This window comes from Pseudomonas sp. FBCC-B1565, from assembly GCF_059133265.1.
On record NZ_CP101438.1, the window covers coordinates 6,129,108 to 6,146,872 of the forward strand.

The window sequence follows — 17,765 nt, forward strand, 5'->3', positions numbered from 1 at the left end:
TTCACCTTGCACGACCGGTCTCTATGCCAACCTTGCGCACTCTTCTCGCCACTGCCCTGCTGAGCCTGACCCTGTGTGTCAGCGTCGTCCACGCCGCCGACCCGCCCAGCGCCGAGTCCATCCAGCAAACCCTGGACAAGCTGCCCGACCGCAAGCTGCCCGACGCCGACATGAAGGCCTTGCAGACCATCCTGCAGCAGACCCTGACATACCTGGGCAACAAGCAGGATTACGAACAGCGCCTAGTCGACCTCAAGCGCCAACTGGAAGACGCCCCGCGCGAGACCGCCGACAACCAGCGCGAACTGGCCCGGCTCAAGGCCACCAAAGTCATCCCGGTCGCCCAGCGCTACGCCAGCCTGCCGGTGCCGCAGCTTGAGCAATTGCTGGTGCAGCGCAGCACCCAGCAAGGCGACCTGCAAAAGGAACTGGCGGACGCCAACAGCCTGTCCATCGCCGCCCAGACCCGTCCTGAGCGCGCCCAGACCGAAATCAGCAACAGCCAGACGCGCATCCTGCAGATCAATTCGACGCTCAAGGCCGGCAAAGACAACGGCAAGACCCTCAGCGCCGACCAGCGTAACCAGCTCAACGCTGAACTCGCGGCGCTCAATGCGCTGATCCCCCTGCGCCGCCAGGAACTGGCCGGCAACAGCCAACTGCAAGACCTGGGCAACAGCCAGCACGATCTGGTGATGGAAAAGACCGCGCGCCTGGAACAAGAGATCCAGGACCTGCAAACCCTGATCAACCAGAAACGCCTGGCCCAGTCCCAGCAGACCGTGACCCAGCAGTCCATCGAAGCGCAAAAGGCCGGTGGCAGCAGCCTGCTGGCCACGGAAAGCGCGGCGAACCTGAAGCTGTCCGACTACCTGCTCAAAAGTACCGACCGCCTCAACGACCTGACCCAGAAAAACCTGCAGACCAAGCAGCAACTGGACACCGTGACCCAGAGCGACTCGGCCCTGGACGAGCAGATCAACGTGCTCAAGGGCAGCCTGCTGCTGTCGAAGATCCTCTACAAGCAAAAGCAGGCCCTGCCGCGCCTCACCGTGGACCGCGACCTGGCGGACGACATCGCCAACATTCGCCTGTACCAGTTCGAGGTCAACCAACAGCGCGAGCTGATCAGCTCGCCCAGCGCCTATGTGGATAACCTGCTGGCCAACCAGGCGCCGGAAGACGTCACCCCGCAACTGCGCCGCACCCTGCTGGAACTGGCGATCACCCGCAGCGACCTGTTGGAGCGCCTGAGCCGTGAGCTGAGCGCGCTGCTCAACGAATCCATCACCCTGCAACTGAACCAGAAACAACTGCTCAGCACCGCCACCACCCTGCGGGCCACGCTGGATGAGCAGATGTTCTGGATTCCCAGCAACAAGCCGCTGGATACCGAATGGCTGGAAACCGTTCCCGCGCACCTGAGCAAGCAAGTTGCCACCCTGCCCTGGGCCTCCAGCGTCAGCGAGCTGTATGACGGCCTGACCCAGCGCCCGTTGCTGTTCCTGCCGTTGCTGCTGTTGATCGGCGCGTTGCTGTGGCGGCGTAAAAATCTGTATCAACGCTTGAGCAAGGTGCACCTGGACATCGGCCACTTCAAGCGCGACAGCCAGTGGCACACGCCCCAGGCCATCCTGATCAACATCCTGCTGGCAATGCCGGTGTTCCTCGGCCTGGCGCTGTGCGGCTACGCGCTGCAAATCGACGCCCGTGGGCAAAACGCCAACCTCGGTTCGGCCCTGCTGCAGATCGCCCAGGCCTGGCTGGTGTTCTACACCGCCTATCGCATCCTGGCGCCGGGTGGCGTGGCTGAACTGCACTTCCGCTGGGAAAAACCCCAGGTCGAATTCCTGCAAGGCTGGGTGCGCAAACTCGGGCTGGTGGTACTGGCCCTGGTGGCCGTGGTGGCAATTGCCGAGCACCAACCGGCGGCGTTGGCTGACGATGTGTTGGGCATCGGCGTGGTGCTGACCTGCTACGCGCTGATGGCCTGGCTGCTGGGCCGCCTGCTGTTGCACAGCCCGACCCATGAAAAAGCCTCGCTGTTCCGCAAAGCCGTGGGCCTGCTGTTCACTGCGTTGCCCATCGCGCTGTTCATCGCTGTGTGCTTCGGCTACTACTACACCGCACTCAAGCTCAGCGACCGACTGATCAACACCCTGTACCTGCTGATGTTCTGGCTGGTGATCGAAGCCACCTTCGTCCGTGGCCTGGGCGTCGCCGCCCGGCGCCTGGCCTATGCGCGCGCCCTGGCCAAACGCCAGGCCGCCAAGGAAGCCGGTGACGGCGAAGCGGTGATCGAAGAGCCGACCCTGGACATCGAGCAGGTCAACGAACAATCCATGCGCCTGATACGCCTGGCCTTGCTCGGCGGCTTTATCGCCGCGCTGTATTGGGTGTGGTCGGACCTGATCTCGGTATTTTCCTACCTGGATAACGTCACGCTGTACGAATACACCAGCGGCACCGGTGCAAATATCAGCATGGTGCCCATCAGCATCGGCGACTTGCTCGGCGCGCTGATCATCATCGGCATTACCTTCGCGCTCGCGCGCAACTTGCCGGGTTTGCTCGAAGTATTGGTGCTGTCCAAACTGGACCTGGCCCAGGGCAGCGCCTACGCGACCACTACGCTGTTGTCCTACGTGATTGCCGGCGTCGGTTTCGTCTCCACCCTGTCGACCCTCGGCGTGAGCTGGGACAAGTTGCAATGGCTGGTGGCGGCGCTGTCGGTGGGCTTGGGCTTTGGTATGCAGGAGATCTTCGCCAACTTCATCTCCGGCATCATGATCCTGTTCGAACGCCCGGTGCGCATCGGAGACACCATCACCATCGGCAACCTGTCGGGCACGGTGAGCAAGATCCGCATCCGCGCCACGACGATCACCGACTTTGACCGCAAGGACATCATTGTCCCGAACAAGACCTTCATTACCGGGCAACTGATCAACTGGTCGCTGACGGACACCATCACCCGTGTCACGTTGAAACTGGGCGTGGACTACGGCTCCGACCTGGATCGCGTGAAGGAATTGCTGCTCAAGGCCGCCCGCGACAACCCACGGGTGCTCAAGGAGCCGGAGCCTCACGTGTACTTCCTCAACTTCGGCGAAAGCACCCTCGACCACGAGCTGCGCATGCACGTGCGCGACCTGGGCGACCGCAACCCGGTGATCGACGAAGTGAACCGCTTTATCAATCGCGAGTTCAAGAAAGAGCACATCAACATCTCGTTCCGCCAGATGGAGGTCTATCTCAAGAACCTCCACGGCCAGGAATACAAACTGGTGGAAGTCGACACCCCGGCCAAGCCCGCCAACGACGGCGGCGTGCAGGAACCACCGCCGAGCAAACTCGACTAACCGCGCCATCCCCAGCAGAATGCTCGGACATTCTGCTGGAGATGGCCGGTGAAAGCCCTCGACGAACTGACCTTCGACAACCGCTTCGCACGCCTGGGCGACGCGTTCTCAACCCACGTATTGCCCGAGCCCCTCGACGCACCGCGCCTGGTCGTGGCGAGCGAGGCCGCCATGGCCCTGCTTGACCTGGACCCCGCCGTGGCCGAAACGCCGGTATTTGCCGAATTGTTTGGCGGCCACAAATTATGGGCCGAGGCGGAACCGCGGGCGATGGTCTATTCGGGACATCAGTTCGGCGGCTACACCCCGCAACTGGGTGACGGCCGTGGCTTGTTGCTGGGCGAGGTGTACAACGAAGCGGGCGAGCACTGGGACCTGCACCTCAAGGGCGCAGGAATGACGCCCTACTCACGCATGGGCGATGGTCGCGCCGTATTGCGCTCGTCGATCCGCGAGTTTCTGGCGTCCGAAGCATTGCACGCGCTGGGCATCCCCAGCAGCCGCGCGCTGTGCGTAATCGGTTCCGACACCCCGGTGTGGCGCGAAAAACAGGAACGCGGCGCGATGGTGTTGCGCATGGCGCCCAGCCATATCCGCTTCGGGCATTTCGAGTATTTCTACTACACCAAGAAGCCCGAGCAGCAGGCGCAACTGGCCGAGCACGTATTGAACCTGCACTACCCCGAGTGCCGCGAACAGCCCGAGCCGTACCTGGCGATGTTCCGCCAAATCGTCGAGCGCAATGCCGAGCTGATCGCCAAATGGCAGGCTTACGGCTTCTGCCATGGGGTGATGAACACCGACAACATGTCGATCCTGGGCATCACCTTCGACTTCGGGCCGTTTGCGTTCCTGGACGACTTTGACGCGCACTTCATCTGCAACCACTCGGACCACGAAGGGCGCTATTCCTTCAGTAATCAGGTGCCGATCGGGCAGTGGAACTTGAGTGCATTGGCGCAGGCGCTGACACCGTTTATCAGCGTCGATGCGTTGAAGGAAGCACTGGGGCTGTATCTGCCGCTGTACCAGGCGAACTACCTGGACCTGATGCGCCGCCGCCTGGGGCTGACCACCGCCGAAGACGATGACCAGCAGCTGGTCGAGCGGTTGTTGAAGCTGATGCAGAACAGCGGCGTGGATTACACGCTGTTCTTCCGCCGCCTGGGGGATGAGTCGGCGGCGTTGGCCGTGGCACGGTTGCGCGATGACTTTGTCGACCTGGCCGGGTTTGATGCCTGGGCCGAGCAGTACAAGGCGCGCGTTGAGCGGGATGGGGAATACAGCGAAGAACAGCGCCGAGCGCGGATGCATGCGGTGAACCCGCTGTATATCTTGCGCAACTACCTGGCGCAGAACGCCATCGTTGCCGCCGAATCTGGGGATTACAGCGAGGTGCGACGGCTGCATGAAGTGCTTTCCAGGCCGTTTGAGGAGCAGGCGGGGATGGAGCAGTACGCACAGCGGCCGCCGGATTGGGGGGAGCATTTGGAGATTAGTTGTTCTTCCTAAGATCGTAAGAACGATGCCCTCCATTGTGGCGAGCGGCCTTGCCCCGCGTTGGGGCGCGAAGCGGCCCTGATTAGTCACCCGAAATCGCGCAACCATCTTGGGGGCTGCGACGCAGCCCAACGCGGGGCAAGCCCGCTCGCCACAATGATGCTGCTGTCTTGATAAATACCGGCCCTGGCTCCAAGTAGGATCCATCGACCACATTCTAGGAGCCCTCAATGTCCGAACCCCTCGTCATACCCTGCCCTCACTGCAACGGCCTCAACCGCATCCCCGGTGAACGCCTGGGTGATGCGCCAAAGTGCGGGCGCTGCAAGCAGCCGGTTTTGTTGAACAAGCCGTTTGAGCTGAAACAAGGCGACTACGCCAGCCAGATCAAAGGCGACCTGCCGTTGCTGGTGGATGTATGGGCCGACTGGTGTGGGCCGTGTAAATCGTTTGCACCGGTGTTCGAACAGGCGGCTGGGCAGTTGGCGGGCAAGTGTCGGTTGGCCAAGCTGGACAGCGAGGCCAATCAGCAGTTGTCGGCACAGTTGGGGATTCGCTCGATTCCCAGTTTGATTCTGTTCAAGAACGGCCGCGAAGTGGCGCGCCAGAGCGGGGCGTTTGCGTTGCCGCAGTTGATGAGCTGGTTACGTAGCCAAGGCATCTAACCTAAATTTCAAGAGCGTCGCCGGCCAATGTGGGAGGGGGCTTGCCCCCGATAGCGGTGTATCAGTCACATAGGTGTCGACCTGCTCTCCGTCATCGGGGGCAAGCCTCCTCCCACATTGAATCTTCGTTACGCGTTTTCCAGCAGGTTATGCAACTCTACAAACTGCTGCGTCAGCTTGTGCCGTGGGTCCAGGTGGATCAGCGGCTTGCTCTCCTGGTGCGACTCGCGCATGCGCACGGAACTGGCCAGGTACACCGGCAATACCGGCAAGCCTTCTGCAATCAGCTCATCCAGCATCTGCTGCGGCAGGCTCGCCCGGGCCTGGAACTGGTTGACCACGATGCCTTCCACTTCCAACCCTTCGTTGTGGTCTTCCTTCAGCTCTTCGATTTCAGCCAGCAGGCCATACAACGCCTGGCGCGAGAAGCTGTCGCAATCGAAGGGGATCAACACGCGATCAGCGGCAATCAGCGCCGAAACCGCATAAAAATTCAGTGCTGGTGGCGTATCCAGGTAAATCCGGTCGTAATCTTCGCTCAGCTCATCCAGCAGCTTTCGCAGCTTGTTGATCTTGTGCTTGGCTTCGAGCTTGGGCTGCAGGTCCGCCAGTTCTGCGGTTGCGGTGATCACATGCAGGTTGTCGAAGGGCGTCTCGTAGATATCCACCCGGTTTTTCTTCGAAAACGGCCCGGAAGACAGGGTTTGCTTGAAGAATTCGGCAATGCCCATGGGTATATCGTCGCCGGTCAACCCAGTGAGGTATTGGGTTGAGTTGGCTTGCGCATCGAGGTCCACCAACAGGGTTCGATAACCTTCGCTGGCGCTGACTGCCGCCAGGTTGCAGGCGATGCTGGACTTGCCAACGCCGCCTTTTTGATTGAACACCACACGCCGCATGGAAAAACCTCCGTGTATCAATGAATGTCCGAGTGTAGAGGGCAAAAGCGCCTGTTAGCTACCTCGTTCATCCATGCACTGCTGCATCACCATGCCATTGGCGCGATGACTGTCATACACAGCCCACAGATTAAAAAGAACGGTCCGACAATCCAGCCAGCCCCTGGGTAAAGGACAATCTGTAAATTCTTTCCACTATTTTGTAATCGACCGTGCACAAATCTTTACCAAAGTTTGCTAGAACCCCACGGCACCGGGATAATGCGCGCCATTCGGCTATTGTTCCCTGTCCCGGTATTCGGGGCCAACAGCCGCACATGGAAGCCCGCAGGGGCGGGATAACTTCTCAGTGATCACTTTCAACATCGCCCAATGGCGCGCCTGGGCCCCCGGGCTCGATAGCGTGGACGACTGGCGCGCCTGGTGTCAGGCCCCGGCGTTGCTGCCCGCAAGTGATGCAGCCCCTGACGTCTCGTTCCTGCCGGCCATGCAGCGCCGCCGCCTGAGCAGGCTGGCACGCATGGCATTCAGCGTGGGTTGGCCGTTGGCCGAAGGCCTGCAGGACCTGCCGCTGGTGTTCATCTCCCGGCATGGCGAAACCCCGCGCACCCTCGACATCCTCAGCGACCTGGCCAGCGAACAGCCGCTGTCGCCGACCCAGTTCAGCCTGTCGGTGCACAATGCGGTGATTGGGCTGTGGTCGATCCTGCGCAATGAAACCAGCGAAATGACCGCCCTCGCCGCCGCCGGCGATGGCCTGGAGCACGGCATGCTCGAAGCCGCCGCGCTGCTCAACGAAGGCGCGCCGGCGGTTTTGCTGGTGATTACCGAAGAGCAGCCGCCCGAAGCCTATGCCAGTTGGATCGTTGACGTGCCCTTCCCCTACGCCCTCGGTCTGCTGCTGACGCCGGGCGACGAGTGGCAGTTGGAACTGAACAGCGGCACTGTCCAACACACTCAAACCCAGTGGCCCCACGCCCTGAACCTGCTGCGCACCCTGCTCACTGAACAGGTCGCCTGCCAACATGCCTGGAAGAACCGCGTATGGAACTGGCAACGCAAGCCCTGAATGACAAACCACGGGACGCCTATTACTGGCGTCTGTTCGCCACCGCCGCCAGCTTTGCGCTGTTCGGCTTCGGCGGGCTGTGCCTGCGTTTGCTGGTGTTTCCGTTGCTCAGTTGCCTGCCAGGCAGCGCTGCAAGACACCGCAGCCGAGCCCGCCACACGATCAGTTGGCTGTTCTGGTTCTTTATCCGCCTGATGCAACGCGCCGGCGTGCTGACCTACAGCGTCGAAGGCGCCGACAAGCTCGGCCGCCCTGGCCAGATGATCATCGCCAACCACCCGTCGCTGATCGATGTGGTGTTCCTGATCGGCCTGGTGCGCCAGGCCAATTGCGTGGTCAAGCAGAGCCTGTGGCAGAACCCGTTCACCCGCGGCCCGGTGCGCGACGCCGGTTATATCAGCAACGACGGCAGTGCCGAGATGCTCGATGCCGCCGCAGACGCCCTGCGCAGTGGCCAGACCCTGATCATCTTTCCCGAGGGCACCCGCACCACACCCGGCGCGGCGCCTGCCTTTCATCGCGGCGGTGCCGCCATTGCACTGCGGGGTGCGACAATCATCACCCCCGTGGTGATCAAGGTCAGCCCGACCACGCTGACCAAGGCCGAACCCTGGTATCGCATCCCGAAATGCCGCGTGCACTTCAGTTTGCGGGTGGGTGCCGATATAGAACCACAGGCGTTCGCAACACTGGGGCCAGCGCCCCAGGCCTCACGCAAGCTCAACGATTACCTGCATCACTATTTTATTAAGGAGCTCGCCGAAGATGAGCGACCAACACCGCCTTGAGCACGACATAAAGGCGCTGATCATCGAGGCCCTAGGCCTGGAAGACATCAGCGTCGACGACATCGGCAGCGAGCAGACCCTGTTCGGCGAAGGCCTCGGCCTGGATTCGGTAGACGCCCTGGAACTGGGCCTGGCGATCCAGAAAAAGTACGGCATCAAGATCGATGCCGATGCCAAGGACACCCGCAATCACTTCACCAACGTGGCCAGCCTTGCGGCGTTCGTCACGGCCAGACAGGCAGCTTGAGACCGGACCATGCAAACTCGTGACGATATTTTCAACACCCTGCGCGATGCCTTGGTGGAACTGTTTGAACTGCCGCCGGAACGCGTCACGCTCGACGCCAACCTGTACCAGGACCTGGAAATCGACAGCATCGACGCCGTCGACTTGATCGACCATATCAAGCGCCAGACCGGCAAGAAGATCGCCGCCGAGGAATTCAAGGCTGTGCGCACCGTGAACGACGTGGTTGAGGCGGTGTACCGTCTGGTCACGCCTGCCGCATGAGCCGGCTGATCGGCCTTGGCCTGTTGTTGGCGGGGCTGCTGTACCCCTTCGCGGTGTATTACGGCACCGAACACTTCGCACCGTGGCAGTTCGGCCTGTTGCTGGGTGGCCTGTGGCTGCTGCGCGCGCTGACCGGTGCACGACGCCCCGGCAGCCGCTGGATGGCGCTGGCGGTAATTGTGTTCTGCCTGTTGCTGGCCTGGTTCGACAACCCGCACTTGCTGCGCTGGTACCCGAGCCTGGTCAGTGGGTTCATGTTGGCGTTGTTCGGCCTGAGCCTCAAATATGGCCCGCCGATGGTCGAGCGCCTGGCGCGCATGACCGACCCGGTGTTGCCGCCCCACGCCATCGTGTATACCCGCCAGGTCACCGTGGTGTGGAGTGTATTTTTTCTGTGTAATGGCCTGCTCGCCGCCGCCCTCACCCTGTGGGCGCCGCTGAGCTGGTGGACGTTGTACAACGGCCTGATCGCCTACGGGCTGATGGGGCTGTTGTTTGCCGTGGAATGGCTGGTACGACAAAGGGTTCGAGGCCGCGTATGAATGGGTTGAAACTTGAGCACGTGCTGCTTGAGCCGCTGGAACAGCGTCCGGTCACCACCGAACCTGCCATGAATCACGCCCAGCTGTGGGCAGACTCCCTGAGCCTGGCCGCAGGCCTGCAAGCGCGTGGTATCCAGCGCCTGGCCGTGTACCTGGAAGACGCGGGCCTGCTGGCGATTGCCCTGCTGGGTGCCTGGCGGGCCGGGGTCAGCGTACTGCTGCCCGCCGACCTGCAACCTCAGACCCGCCAACGCTGGGATGAGGCCGTCGATGCTTGGCTGACCGAAGCGGTTGACCTTGAGTCGCTGTATGCGGCGCCACTGAGCGCTGCCGCACTTGACCTGGACACTTGCCACCTGAGCCTGTGCACCTCCGGCTCCAGCGGCGAACCCAAGCGCATCGACAAGACCCTGCGCCAACTGGCCAACGAGGTCGAGGCCCTGGAAACCCTGTGGGGCCAGGACCTCAAGGACGCCTGCATCATCGGCAGCGTCGCCACCCAACACATCTACGGTTTGCTGTTCCGCGTACTCTGGCCGCTGTGCGCCGGCCGTACCTTTGTGCGCAGGCAACTGGCATTCCCTGAAGACATGCAGCGCGCCAGCCGCGAGCACGCGCACTTTGCCTGGGTTGCCAGCCCGGCACTGCTCAAGCGCATGGGCGATAACCTCGACTGGCCGGCGCTGAGCCAGGTGTCGCGGGTGTTTTCGTCCGGCGGCGCATTGCCGGTGGACGCCGCCGGCAGCCTGTACGACCGCTTGCAACAGTGGCCGACCGAGATTCTCGGCAGCTCGGAAACCGGCGGCATCGCCTGGCGCCAAGGCGCACAGCCTTGGCAGCCGTTTGCGGACGTGCAACTGAGCCAGGATGCCGACGGCGCCCTGCGCATTGCATCGCCATACCTGCCTGAGGGGCATGTCGAACAAACCGCCGACGCCGCACGCATCCATGCCGATGGCCGTTTCGAGCTGCTCGGCCGCCTGGACCGCATCGTCAAGCTGGAAGAAAAACGCATCTCCCTGCCCATGCTGGAACACGCGCTGATGGCCCACCCGTGGGTCGCCGAAACCCGTCTGGGCGTAGTCCAGGAAAATCGCGCTTCACTCGGTGCGCTGGTGGTGTTGAGCGCTGAAGGCCTGCATGCGTTGCGCAATCAAGGCCGCCGAACCGTCACCCAAACCTTGCGCCAACACCTCAGCCAGCACTGCGAAGCCCTGGCGCTGCCGCGTCGTTGGCGGCTACTGAGACAGCTACCGCTGAACAGCCAAGGCAAACTGCCTCAGGCCGACATCGAGGCACTGCTGCTGGCACCCCGGCCCAAGGCACCGGAAGTCTTGGAGCGCGTCGAAGCCAACGGCGAATGGACCGTGCAACTGAGCGTACCGCCAGATCTGGCCTACTTCAGCGGCCACTTCCCGGTCACGCCGGTGCTGCCGGGCGTGGTGCAGGTCGAGTGGGCGTTCAACCTGGGCCAGCAACTGCTCGATTTGCCAGCGAGTTTTGCGGGTATGGAAGTGCTCAAGTTTCAGCAACTGGTGCGCCCAGGCGATGCGATCGAACTGCACCTGCGCTTTGATGCGCAGCGCGGCAAGTTGTATTTCGCCTATCGCAATGGTGTTGCGGCCTGCTCCAGCGGCCGGATCCAGTTGGAAGCCGACCATGCATAGGCTCTTGTGGCGAGCGGGCTTGCCCCGCGTTGGGCTGCGAAGCAGCCCCAGTAAGGTAACCGAGTTGTATCAGACAGAACTCCAGCATAGGTTTTGGGGCTGCTTCGCAGCCCAACGCGGGGCAAGCCCGCTCGCCACAGGTTGTTTATCAGCCAGCTGGGTGAGCCATGCATAACCCCTGCGCCCTGATCCCGGTTTACAACCACGAAGCCGCCGTGACGGCCGTGGTGCGCAGCCTGCTGGACAGCGGCCTGCCCTGCCTGTTGGTGGACGACGGCAGCAGCCCGGCGTGCGCGGCGGTACTGGCGCAATTGGCGACCCTGGAAAACGTCACCCTGCTGACCCTGCCCAACAACCAGGGCAAAGGCGGCGCAGTGATGGCCGGCTTCCGCGAAGCCGCACGCCTGGGTTTCAGCCATGCCCTGCAAGTCGACGCCGACGGCCAGCACGACCTGCGCGAAGTCGAGACCTTTATCGACACCTCGCGCCGGCACCCCGATGCAATCATCTGCGGCTACCCGGAATACGACGACAGCGTGCCCAAGGGCCGTTTGTATGCGCGCTACCTGACCCACGTGTGGGTGTGGATCAACACCCTGTCGTTGCAGATCCGCGACTCGATGTGCGGCTTTCGCGTGTACCCGCTGGCACCGGTGCTGGCGCTGATGAACTCGGCCTACATCGGCACGCGCATGGACTTCGACTCCGACATCCTGGTGCGCCTGGCCTGGCGCAACCAGCCGATGCGCTGGCTGCCGACCCAGGTGCATTACCCGGCCGATGGACTGTCGCACTTCCGCCTGTTCCGCGACAACGTACGCATCTCGGCCATGCACACCCGGTTGTTCTTCGGCATGCTGATCCGCGCACCGATGATCCTGTGGCGACGGTGGCAGGCATGAGCGACAGCAGCAAACACTGGGCCGACCGCGAGGAACGCGGCAGCTATTGGCTGATGAAACTCACCGCCTTCGCCGCCAAGGTCCTTGGTCGTCGACTGCTGAGCCCGGTGCTGTACGGCATCGTCCTGTACTTCTTCCTGTTCGGCCGGACCGCGCGCCAGAGCGCCTGGCAGTACCAGCAGCGCCTGGCCGACTGGAGCGGGCGTGACGAACTGCGCCCCAGCCACTGGAAAGTCTTCGGCCAGTTCATGGCCTTTGCCGACGCCTTGCTCGACAAGCTCGACGTGTGGAACGGCAAGCTGCGTCTGGAGCAGATCGAAATCAACGACCCGGCGCAATTGCGCGGGCAACTGCGCAGTGAGCGCGGGCAGATGCTGGTGGGCGCGCACCTGGGCAACCTCGAAGTGTGCCGCGCGCTGGCCGAGATCGGTGAACAGGTCACCATGAACGTGCTGGTGCACACCAAGCACGCCGAACAATTCAACCGCCTGTTGGGCGAGGCCGGGGCGACGCACTTGCGCCTGATCCAGGTCAGCGAGCTGGACCCGGCCACCATGCTGCTGCTCAGCCAGCGCCTGGACGATGGCGAGTGGCTGGCAATCGCCGGCGACCGCGTGCCGCTGCATGGCGGGCGCACGGTACGCGTGGATTTCCTCGGCCACGACGCCGCCTTCCCCCAAGGCCCGTGGCTGCTGGCCGGCCTGCTCAAATGCCCGGTGAACCTGTTGATGTGCCTCAAGCACGGCAGCCGCTATCGCCTGAGCATCGAGCCGTTTACGCCGCTGATCGAATGGAAACGCACCACCCGCGAGCAGGTCATAGCCCTGTGGACCGCGCGCTACGCCGCACGCCTGGGCCAGTTCTGCCTGGAAGCGCCCCAACAATGGTTCAACTTTTACCCTTTCTGGAAGACCGATGACCACGCATCTTGAGCCGGTAACCTTTGGCGAACGCCCTTTGCGCATCGAAGACGTGCTGGCCCTGGCCAACCGTCAGGCGCCTACGCAGTTGCAGGATGACGCCGCCTATCGCCAGCGCATCGCCAAGGGCGCGCAGTTCCTCGACTCGCTGCTGGACAAGGAAGGCGTGATCTACGGCGTGACCACCGGCTACGGCGATTCGTGCGTGGTGGCCGTGCCCTTGCAGCACGTCGAGGCGCTGCCGCGTCATCTGTATACCTTCCACGGTTGCGGCCTGGGCAAGCTGCTCGACGCCCAGGCCACCCGAGCGGTGCTGGCCGCACGTTTGCAGTCGCTGTGCCACGGCGTGTCCGGTGTGCGCGTGGAGTTGCTGGAGCGCCTGCACGCGTTCCTCGAACACGACGTGCTGCCGCTGATCCCGGAAGAAGGCTCGGTCGGCGCCAGCGGCGACCTGACGCCGCTGTCCTACGTGGCCGCAACCCTGTCCGGTGAACGCGAAGTGATGTTCCGTGGCGAGCGCCGCCAGGCCGCCGACGTGCACCGCGAACTGGGCTGGGACCCGCTGGTGCTGCGCCCCAAGGAAGCCCTGGCGCTGATGAACGGCACCGCCGTGATGACCGGCCTGGCGTGCCTGGCCTTTGCCCGCGCCGACTATCTGCTGCAACTGGCCACGCGCATCACCGCGCTGAACGTAGTGGCGCTGCAAGGCAACCCGGAACACTTCGACGAGCGCCTGTTCGCCGCCAAACCGCACCCGGGGCAGATGCAAGTCGCCGCCTGGCTGCGCAAGGACCTGGCCATCGATGCGCCCACCGCGCCGCTGCATCGCCTGCAAGACCGCTACTCGCTGCGTTGCGCACCCCACGTCCTCGGTGTGCTGGCCGACAGCCTGAACTGGCTGCGCTCGTTCATCGAGATCGAGCTGAACAGCGCCAACGACAACCCGATCATCGACGCCGAAGAAGAACGCGTGCTGCACGGCGGGCACTTCTACGGCGGGCACATTGCCTTCGCCATGGACAGCCTCAAGACCCTGGTGGCCAACGTCGCTGACCTGCTCGACCGCCAGCTCGCGCTGCTGGTGGACGTGCGTTACAACCACGGCCTGCCGAGCAACCTGTCCGGCGCGCCGGCTGATCGCGCCATGATCAACCACGGCTTCAAGGCGGTGCAGATCGGCACCAGCGCCTGGACCGCCGAAGCCCTGAAAAACACCATGCCCGCCAGCGTGTTCTCGCGCTCCACCGAGTGCCACAACCAGGACAAGGTCAGCATGGGCACCATCGCCGCCCGCGATGCGATCCGCGTGCTGGAGCTGACCGAACAAGTCGCCGCCGCAACCCTGCTCGCCGCAAACCAGGGCGTGTGGCTGCGGGCCCAGGCCGAGGATGCACGGCCGCTGCCACCCGCCTTGGCGGCGATGCATGAAGAGCTGGCCAAGGACTTCCCACCGGTCATCGAAGACCGCGCCCTGGAAGGCGAACTGCGCCTGTGCCTGCAACGCATCGCCGAACAACATTGGAGGCTGCATGCGTAGCCAGGGCGTATTGCATTGCGACACTGAAATCCTCGTGCCGTTTTTTGACGTCGACACCATGAACGTCGTGTGGCACGGGCATTACGTGAAGTACCTGGAAGTGGCGCGTTGCGCGTTGCTGGACAAGCTCGGCCACAACTACACGGCGATGCTCGAATCGGGCTACGCCTGGCCGGTGATCGACCTGCAACTGCGCTACGTGCGCGGCGCCGTGTTCGGCCAGACCATCAACGTACGCGCCAGCCTGGTGGAGTGGGAGAACCGCTTGAAGGTCAATTACCTGATCACCGATTTGGCCAGCGGCGAGCGTTTGACCCGCGCCAGCACCGTGCAGGTGGCAGTTGAGATTGCCAGCCGCGAGATGCAGTTGGCCTCCCCCAAAGTCTTCACCGACGCCGTCGAAAGGGCCCTGAAATGAAATCCCATGTGGGAGGGGGCTTGCCCCCGATGGACTTCAACGATAACGCGATCCGCCGGACACTACGCAGCGCCCTCAGGCTCATCGCGGGCAAGCCCGCTCCCACATTTTTGATCGGGTTGTTCCTGAGTTTCAGTGCCCACGCTTTCGATTTGCAGCAACTCAGCGACCAACTGGCCAAACCCTCGGTGATCCACGGCAACTTTACCCAGGAAAAACACCTGCGCGCCCTGCCCAAGCCATTGGTCAGCAAAGGCACCTTCGTGCTCGCCAAGGACCATGGCCTGCTGTGGCTGCTGAAAACCCCACTACAACAGGACTACCGCATCAGCGCCCAGGGCATTGCCCGTCGCGATGCCAATGGCTGGCAACTGCTGCCGAACAAGAGCGCCGGTGCCGAGCAAAATCGGCTGTTCCTCGCCGTACTGCAGGGCGACAGCAGTGGTTTGCAGCGAGACTTCGAACTGCAATTGAAAGGCGAAGCCAACGACTGGAAGCTGACGTTGATCCCACGCTCGCTGCTGTTAAAACAAGTCTTCACCCAGATCAATATCGACGGTGGCGAGTTGGTGCAAAAAATCGAGCTGCTGGAAACCCAGGGCGACAGCACCGTGCTGCGCATGCAGGACAGCACCGCAGCCCAGCCCTTGAGCGACGCGGAGCAACACGACTTTGCCCAGTGAGCGCCTGCTGCCGCGCCTGTTCCTGATCCTGCTGGCGGCCGTGCTGGCCCTGGCCGGCTGGCAATGGCGTCACGGCGCGCCGCTGTCGGCCAACCTGATGGAACTGGTGCCGGGCAACACCCCGGATGCACTGGAACAGCAAGCCGAACAACGCATGCAAGAACCGCTGAACCGCGAAATGCTGGTGCTGGTGGGGCATGCCGACCGCCAGCAAGCCGTCGCCGTGGCGCAACAGTTGGGCGAGCGCTGGCAGGCCAGCGGGCTGTTTGAGAGGGTGCAATGGAACCTGCAAGCCGACTTGCCGGCGCTGCGCGAGCAATTGCTGCGTGGCCGCCTGGCGATGCTGTCAGCCAAGGACCGCGAGCAACTGATCGAGCATCCCGATGCGTTTATCCAGCAACGCGTACAAGCGCTGTTCGACCCTTTCACCGGGTTCAGCCTGGTGTCGAGCCAGGATGACTGGCTGGGCCTGACCGGACGTATCCAGAACAGCCAGCCGCAACACGGTTCGGTGCAGCTGGATATCGGCAGCGGTGCGCTGATCGCCGATGCCGACGGCAAAAGCTGGGTGCTGCTGCGGGCACGCACCACCGGCAGTGCCTTCGACATGAAACTGCCGCTGCAAGTGGCGGATCTGCTCCAGGCGAGCCGCGCGCAAGCCGGTCAGCAAGGCGCGCAGTTGCTCGCCGCCAGCGGTTTGTTGTACGCCGCCAATGGTCAGCAGCAGGCCACGCGGGAGATTACCTGGGTCGGTGGCGGTGCTACCGTCGGCATCCTGTTGTTGCTGCTGCTCGCCTTCCGCCGCTGGCGCGTGTTGCTAGCGTTTGTGCCGGTGCTGGTGGGTATGCTGTTTGGCGCGGTGGCCTGTGTGGCGCTGTTCGGCCATATGCATGTGATGACGCTGGTGCTGGGCTCCAGCCTGATCGGCGTGGCGGTGGATTACCCGCTGCATTACCTGTCGAAGAGCTGGAGCATGAGCCCCTGGCGCAGCTGGCCGGCGCTGCGCATCACCTTGCCGGGCTTGAGCCTGAGCCTGGCCACCAGTTGCATCGGCTACCTGGCGCTGGCCTGGACGCCGTTCCCGGCGCTGACCCAGATTGCGGTGTTCTCCGCGGCGGGTCTGGTCGGTGCGTACCTGTCCGCCGTGTGCCTGCTGCCAGCGCTGCTCAAGGGCGTCGAACTGCGCCCGGCGCAATGGCCGCTGCGCATCGCGCAATGCCTGTGGCTGGTGCGCGAGTCGTTGCTCAAGCGCGTGCCGAGCCCGGCATTGCTGGCGCTGGTGCTGCTGTTTTGCGCCGGTGGCCTGTGGCACCTGAACAGCAAGAACGATATTCGCCAATGGATCGGTGCGCCGCCACAATTGCTGCAAGAAGCCCAGGCCGTGGCGCGCATCACCGGGTTCCAGCCTACCAGCCAGTTCTTCCTGGTGCGTGCAGATAACCAGCAGCAACTGTTGGAGCGTCAACGCGCGCTGGGCCAACGCCTTGATCAGTTGGTGAACATGGACAAGCTCCAGGGCTATCTGGCGCTCAATCAGTTGGTCAGCCTGCCCGCCGAACAGCAACAAGTGCGCGATGCGCTGAACGCACTGCCGCAACACTGGCAACCACTGCTGGACCTCGGCGTACCCGCCAGTGCCCTGCAAGCCGAAGTCACCCAGTTGCAAGCACTGCCTACACAAGACATCGACGCCGCGCTGAAAGGCCCGCTGGCCGAACCTTGGCGCACGCTGTGGCTCGGGCCGGCGGACGGCGGCGTGGCGGCGATGGTCAGCCTGCAAGGCTTGAACAACCCCGCGCTGCTGCGTGTGCAAGCGCTGGATCTGCCCGGCGTGCAGTTAGTCGACCGCCTGGGCGACTTGAACCGAGTGTTTGCCGACACCCAGATCAGCGCCGCGGAATTGAAGTTGATGTCCTGCGTATTGATCGTGCTGCTGCTGATCCTGCCGTTCGGCTTCGGCGGTGCCTTGCGTATCGTCGCCCTGCCGTTGCTGGCGGCGCTGTGCAGCCTGGCCAGCCTCGGCTGGCTGGGCCAGCCGCTGACGCTGTTCAGCCTGTTCGGCCTGCTGCTGGTCACGGCCATCAGCGTCGACTACGCGATCCTGATGCGCGAGCAAATCGGCGGTCCTGCGGTCAGTCTCTTGGGGACCTTGTTGGCAGCGTTGACGACCTGGTTGTCGTTTGGCCTGCTGGCGGTGTCCAGTACACCAGCGGTGAGCAATTTCGGCTTATCAGTCAGCCTGGGCCTGGCCTTCAGCTTTATGCTGGCGCCCTGGGCCGGGCGACAGAAGCACGCCTTATGA

At 63.2% G+C, this 17,765-nt stretch carries 16 protein-coding genes; 15 read left to right on the top strand and 1 reads right to left on the bottom strand.

Annotated elements, in window-relative coordinates; all coding sequences use genetic code 11:
* The first annotated feature begins 23 nt into the window (after positions 1 to 23).
* The 3 genes from mscK (at position 24) to trxC (ending at position 5,527) form a co-directional block, all read left to right on the top strand.
* Complete coding sequence (gene mscK, locus NL123_RS28280; RefSeq protein WP_494356790.1) at positions 24 to 3,362, top strand: mechanosensitive channel MscK; 3,339 nt, start codon at positions 24 to 26, stop codon at positions 3,360 to 3,362.
* Between the two features lie 48 nt (positions 3,363 to 3,410).
* Positions 3,411 to 4,874: a protein adenylyltransferase SelO gene (gene selO, locus NL123_RS28285; RefSeq protein ID WP_494356791.1), complete on the top strand. Its 1,464-nt coding sequence runs from the start codon at positions 3,411 to 3,413 to the stop codon at positions 4,872 to 4,874.
* Positions 4,875 to 5,092: 218 nt separating this feature from the next.
* Positions 5,093 to 5,527: a thioredoxin TrxC gene (gene trxC, locus NL123_RS28290; RefSeq protein WP_494356792.1), complete on the top strand. Its 435-nt coding sequence runs from the start codon at positions 5,093 to 5,095 to the stop codon at positions 5,525 to 5,527.
* 128 nt (positions 5,528 to 5,655) lie between these two features.
* On the opposite strand, the gene NL123_RS28295 is transcribed toward trxC, so the two are convergent.
* A complete protein-coding gene (locus NL123_RS28295) occupies positions 5,656 to 6,426 on the bottom strand; it encodes a ParA family protein (protein ID WP_248485798.1) in 771 nt (256 codons plus the stop codon).
* Positions 6,427 to 6,775: 349 nt separating this feature from the next.
* Between NL123_RS28295 and NL123_RS28300 the strand changes: the two genes are divergently transcribed.
* From NL123_RS28300 to NL123_RS28355, 12 genes are all read left to right on the top strand, one after another.
* Positions 6,776 to 7,495 (top strand): beta-ketoacyl synthase chain length factor, encoded by a 720-nt coding sequence (locus NL123_RS28300; protein WP_058423639.1) that lies wholly within the window; start codon positions 6,776 to 6,778, stop codon positions 7,493 to 7,495.
* Entirely contained in the window at positions 7,471 to 8,283 is an 813-nt protein-coding gene (locus NL123_RS28305; protein ID WP_248485796.1) for a lysophospholipid acyltransferase family protein, read from the top strand. Before NL123_RS28300 ends, NL123_RS28305 begins: the two co-directional genes overlap by 25 nt.
* Positions 8,261 to 8,530, top strand: a complete 270-nt coding sequence (locus tag NL123_RS28310) for a phosphopantetheine-binding protein (RefSeq protein ID WP_058423641.1) — start codon at positions 8,261 to 8,263, stop codon at positions 8,528 to 8,530. Before NL123_RS28305 ends, NL123_RS28310 begins: the two co-directional genes overlap by 23 nt.
* Before the next feature lie 9 nt (positions 8,531 to 8,539).
* The gene (locus NL123_RS28315) at positions 8,540 to 8,794 is read left to right on the top strand and encodes an acyl carrier protein (RefSeq protein WP_016979215.1); all 255 of its coding nucleotides are present in this window, start codon (positions 8,540 to 8,542) and stop codon (positions 8,792 to 8,794) included.
* On the top strand, positions 8,791 to 9,336 hold the full coding sequence (locus NL123_RS28320) for a COG4648 family protein (RefSeq protein WP_248485795.1): 546 nt from the start codon (positions 8,791 to 8,793) through the stop codon (positions 9,334 to 9,336). The genes NL123_RS28315 and NL123_RS28320 overlap by 4 nt, the downstream gene beginning before the upstream one ends.
* Positions 9,333 to 11,003, top strand: coding sequence for an ApeI family dehydratase (locus NL123_RS28325; RefSeq protein WP_494356793.1), 1,671 nt, complete (start codon positions 9,333 to 9,335; stop codon positions 11,001 to 11,003). Before NL123_RS28320 ends, NL123_RS28325 begins: the two co-directional genes overlap by 4 nt.
* 167 nt (positions 11,004 to 11,170) lie before the next feature.
* A complete protein-coding gene (locus NL123_RS28330; RefSeq protein WP_494356794.1) occupies positions 11,171 to 11,905 on the top strand; it encodes a glycosyltransferase family 2 protein in 735 nt (244 codons plus the stop codon).
* Entirely contained in the window at positions 11,902 to 12,837 is a 936-nt protein-coding gene (locus NL123_RS28335; protein WP_248485792.1) for a lysophospholipid acyltransferase family protein, read from the top strand. Before NL123_RS28330 ends, NL123_RS28335 begins: the two co-directional genes overlap by 4 nt.
* Positions 12,821 to 14,362, top strand: coding sequence for an HAL/PAL/TAL family ammonia-lyase (locus NL123_RS28340; protein ID WP_071497129.1), 1,542 nt, complete (start codon positions 12,821 to 12,823; stop codon positions 14,360 to 14,362). Before NL123_RS28335 ends, NL123_RS28340 begins: the two co-directional genes overlap by 17 nt.
* Positions 14,355 to 14,780: an acyl-CoA thioesterase gene (locus NL123_RS28345; protein ID WP_058423647.1), complete on the top strand. Its 426-nt coding sequence runs from the start codon at positions 14,355 to 14,357 to the stop codon at positions 14,778 to 14,780. The genes NL123_RS28340 and NL123_RS28345 overlap by 8 nt, the downstream gene beginning before the upstream one ends.
* Positions 14,781 to 14,809: 29 nt before the next feature.
* The gene (locus tag NL123_RS28350) at positions 14,810 to 15,463 is read left to right on the top strand and encodes an outer membrane lipoprotein carrier protein LolA (RefSeq protein ID WP_494356795.1); all 654 of its coding nucleotides are present in this window, start codon (positions 14,810 to 14,812) and stop codon (positions 15,461 to 15,463) included.
* Positions 15,453 to 17,765 (top strand): MMPL family transporter, encoded by a 2,313-nt coding sequence (locus tag NL123_RS28355; RefSeq protein WP_494356796.1) that lies wholly within the window; start codon positions 15,453 to 15,455, stop codon positions 17,763 to 17,765. Before NL123_RS28350 ends, NL123_RS28355 begins: the two co-directional genes overlap by 11 nt.

Coding starts and splice junctions, on each gene's coding strand:
- mscK (WP_494356790.1), top strand. CDS start 24: ATGCCAACCTTGCGCACTCTTCTCGCCACTGCCCTGCTGAGCCTGACC.
- trxC (WP_494356792.1), top strand. CDS start 5,093: ATGTCCGAACCCCTCGTCATACCCTGCCCTCACTGCAACGGCCTCAAC.
- NL123_RS28295 (WP_248485798.1), bottom strand. CDS start 6,426: ATGCGGCGTGTGGTGTTCAATCAAAAAGGCGGCGTTGGCAAGTCCAGC.
- NL123_RS28305 (WP_248485796.1), top strand. CDS start 7,471: ATGGAACTGGCAACGCAAGCCCTGAATGACAAACCACGGGACGCCTAT.
- NL123_RS28310 (WP_058423641.1), top strand. CDS start 8,261: ATGAGCGACCAACACCGCCTTGAGCACGACATAAAGGCGCTGATCATC.
- NL123_RS28315 (WP_016979215.1), top strand. CDS start 8,540: ATGCAAACTCGTGACGATATTTTCAACACCCTGCGCGATGCCTTGGTG.
- NL123_RS28320 (WP_248485795.1), top strand. CDS start 8,791: ATGAGCCGGCTGATCGGCCTTGGCCTGTTGTTGGCGGGGCTGCTGTAC.
- NL123_RS28325 (WP_494356793.1), top strand. CDS start 9,333: ATGAATGGGTTGAAACTTGAGCACGTGCTGCTTGAGCCGCTGGAACAG.
- NL123_RS28330 (WP_494356794.1), top strand. CDS start 11,171: ATGCATAACCCCTGCGCCCTGATCCCGGTTTACAACCACGAAGCCGCC.
- NL123_RS28335 (WP_248485792.1), top strand. CDS start 11,902: ATGAGCGACAGCAGCAAACACTGGGCCGACCGCGAGGAACGCGGCAGC.
- NL123_RS28340 (WP_071497129.1), top strand. CDS start 12,821: ATGACCACGCATCTTGAGCCGGTAACCTTTGGCGAACGCCCTTTGCGC.
- NL123_RS28345 (WP_058423647.1), top strand. CDS start 14,355: ATGCGTAGCCAGGGCGTATTGCATTGCGACACTGAAATCCTCGTGCCG.
- NL123_RS28350 (WP_494356795.1), top strand. CDS start 14,810: ATGGACTTCAACGATAACGCGATCCGCCGGACACTACGCAGCGCCCTC.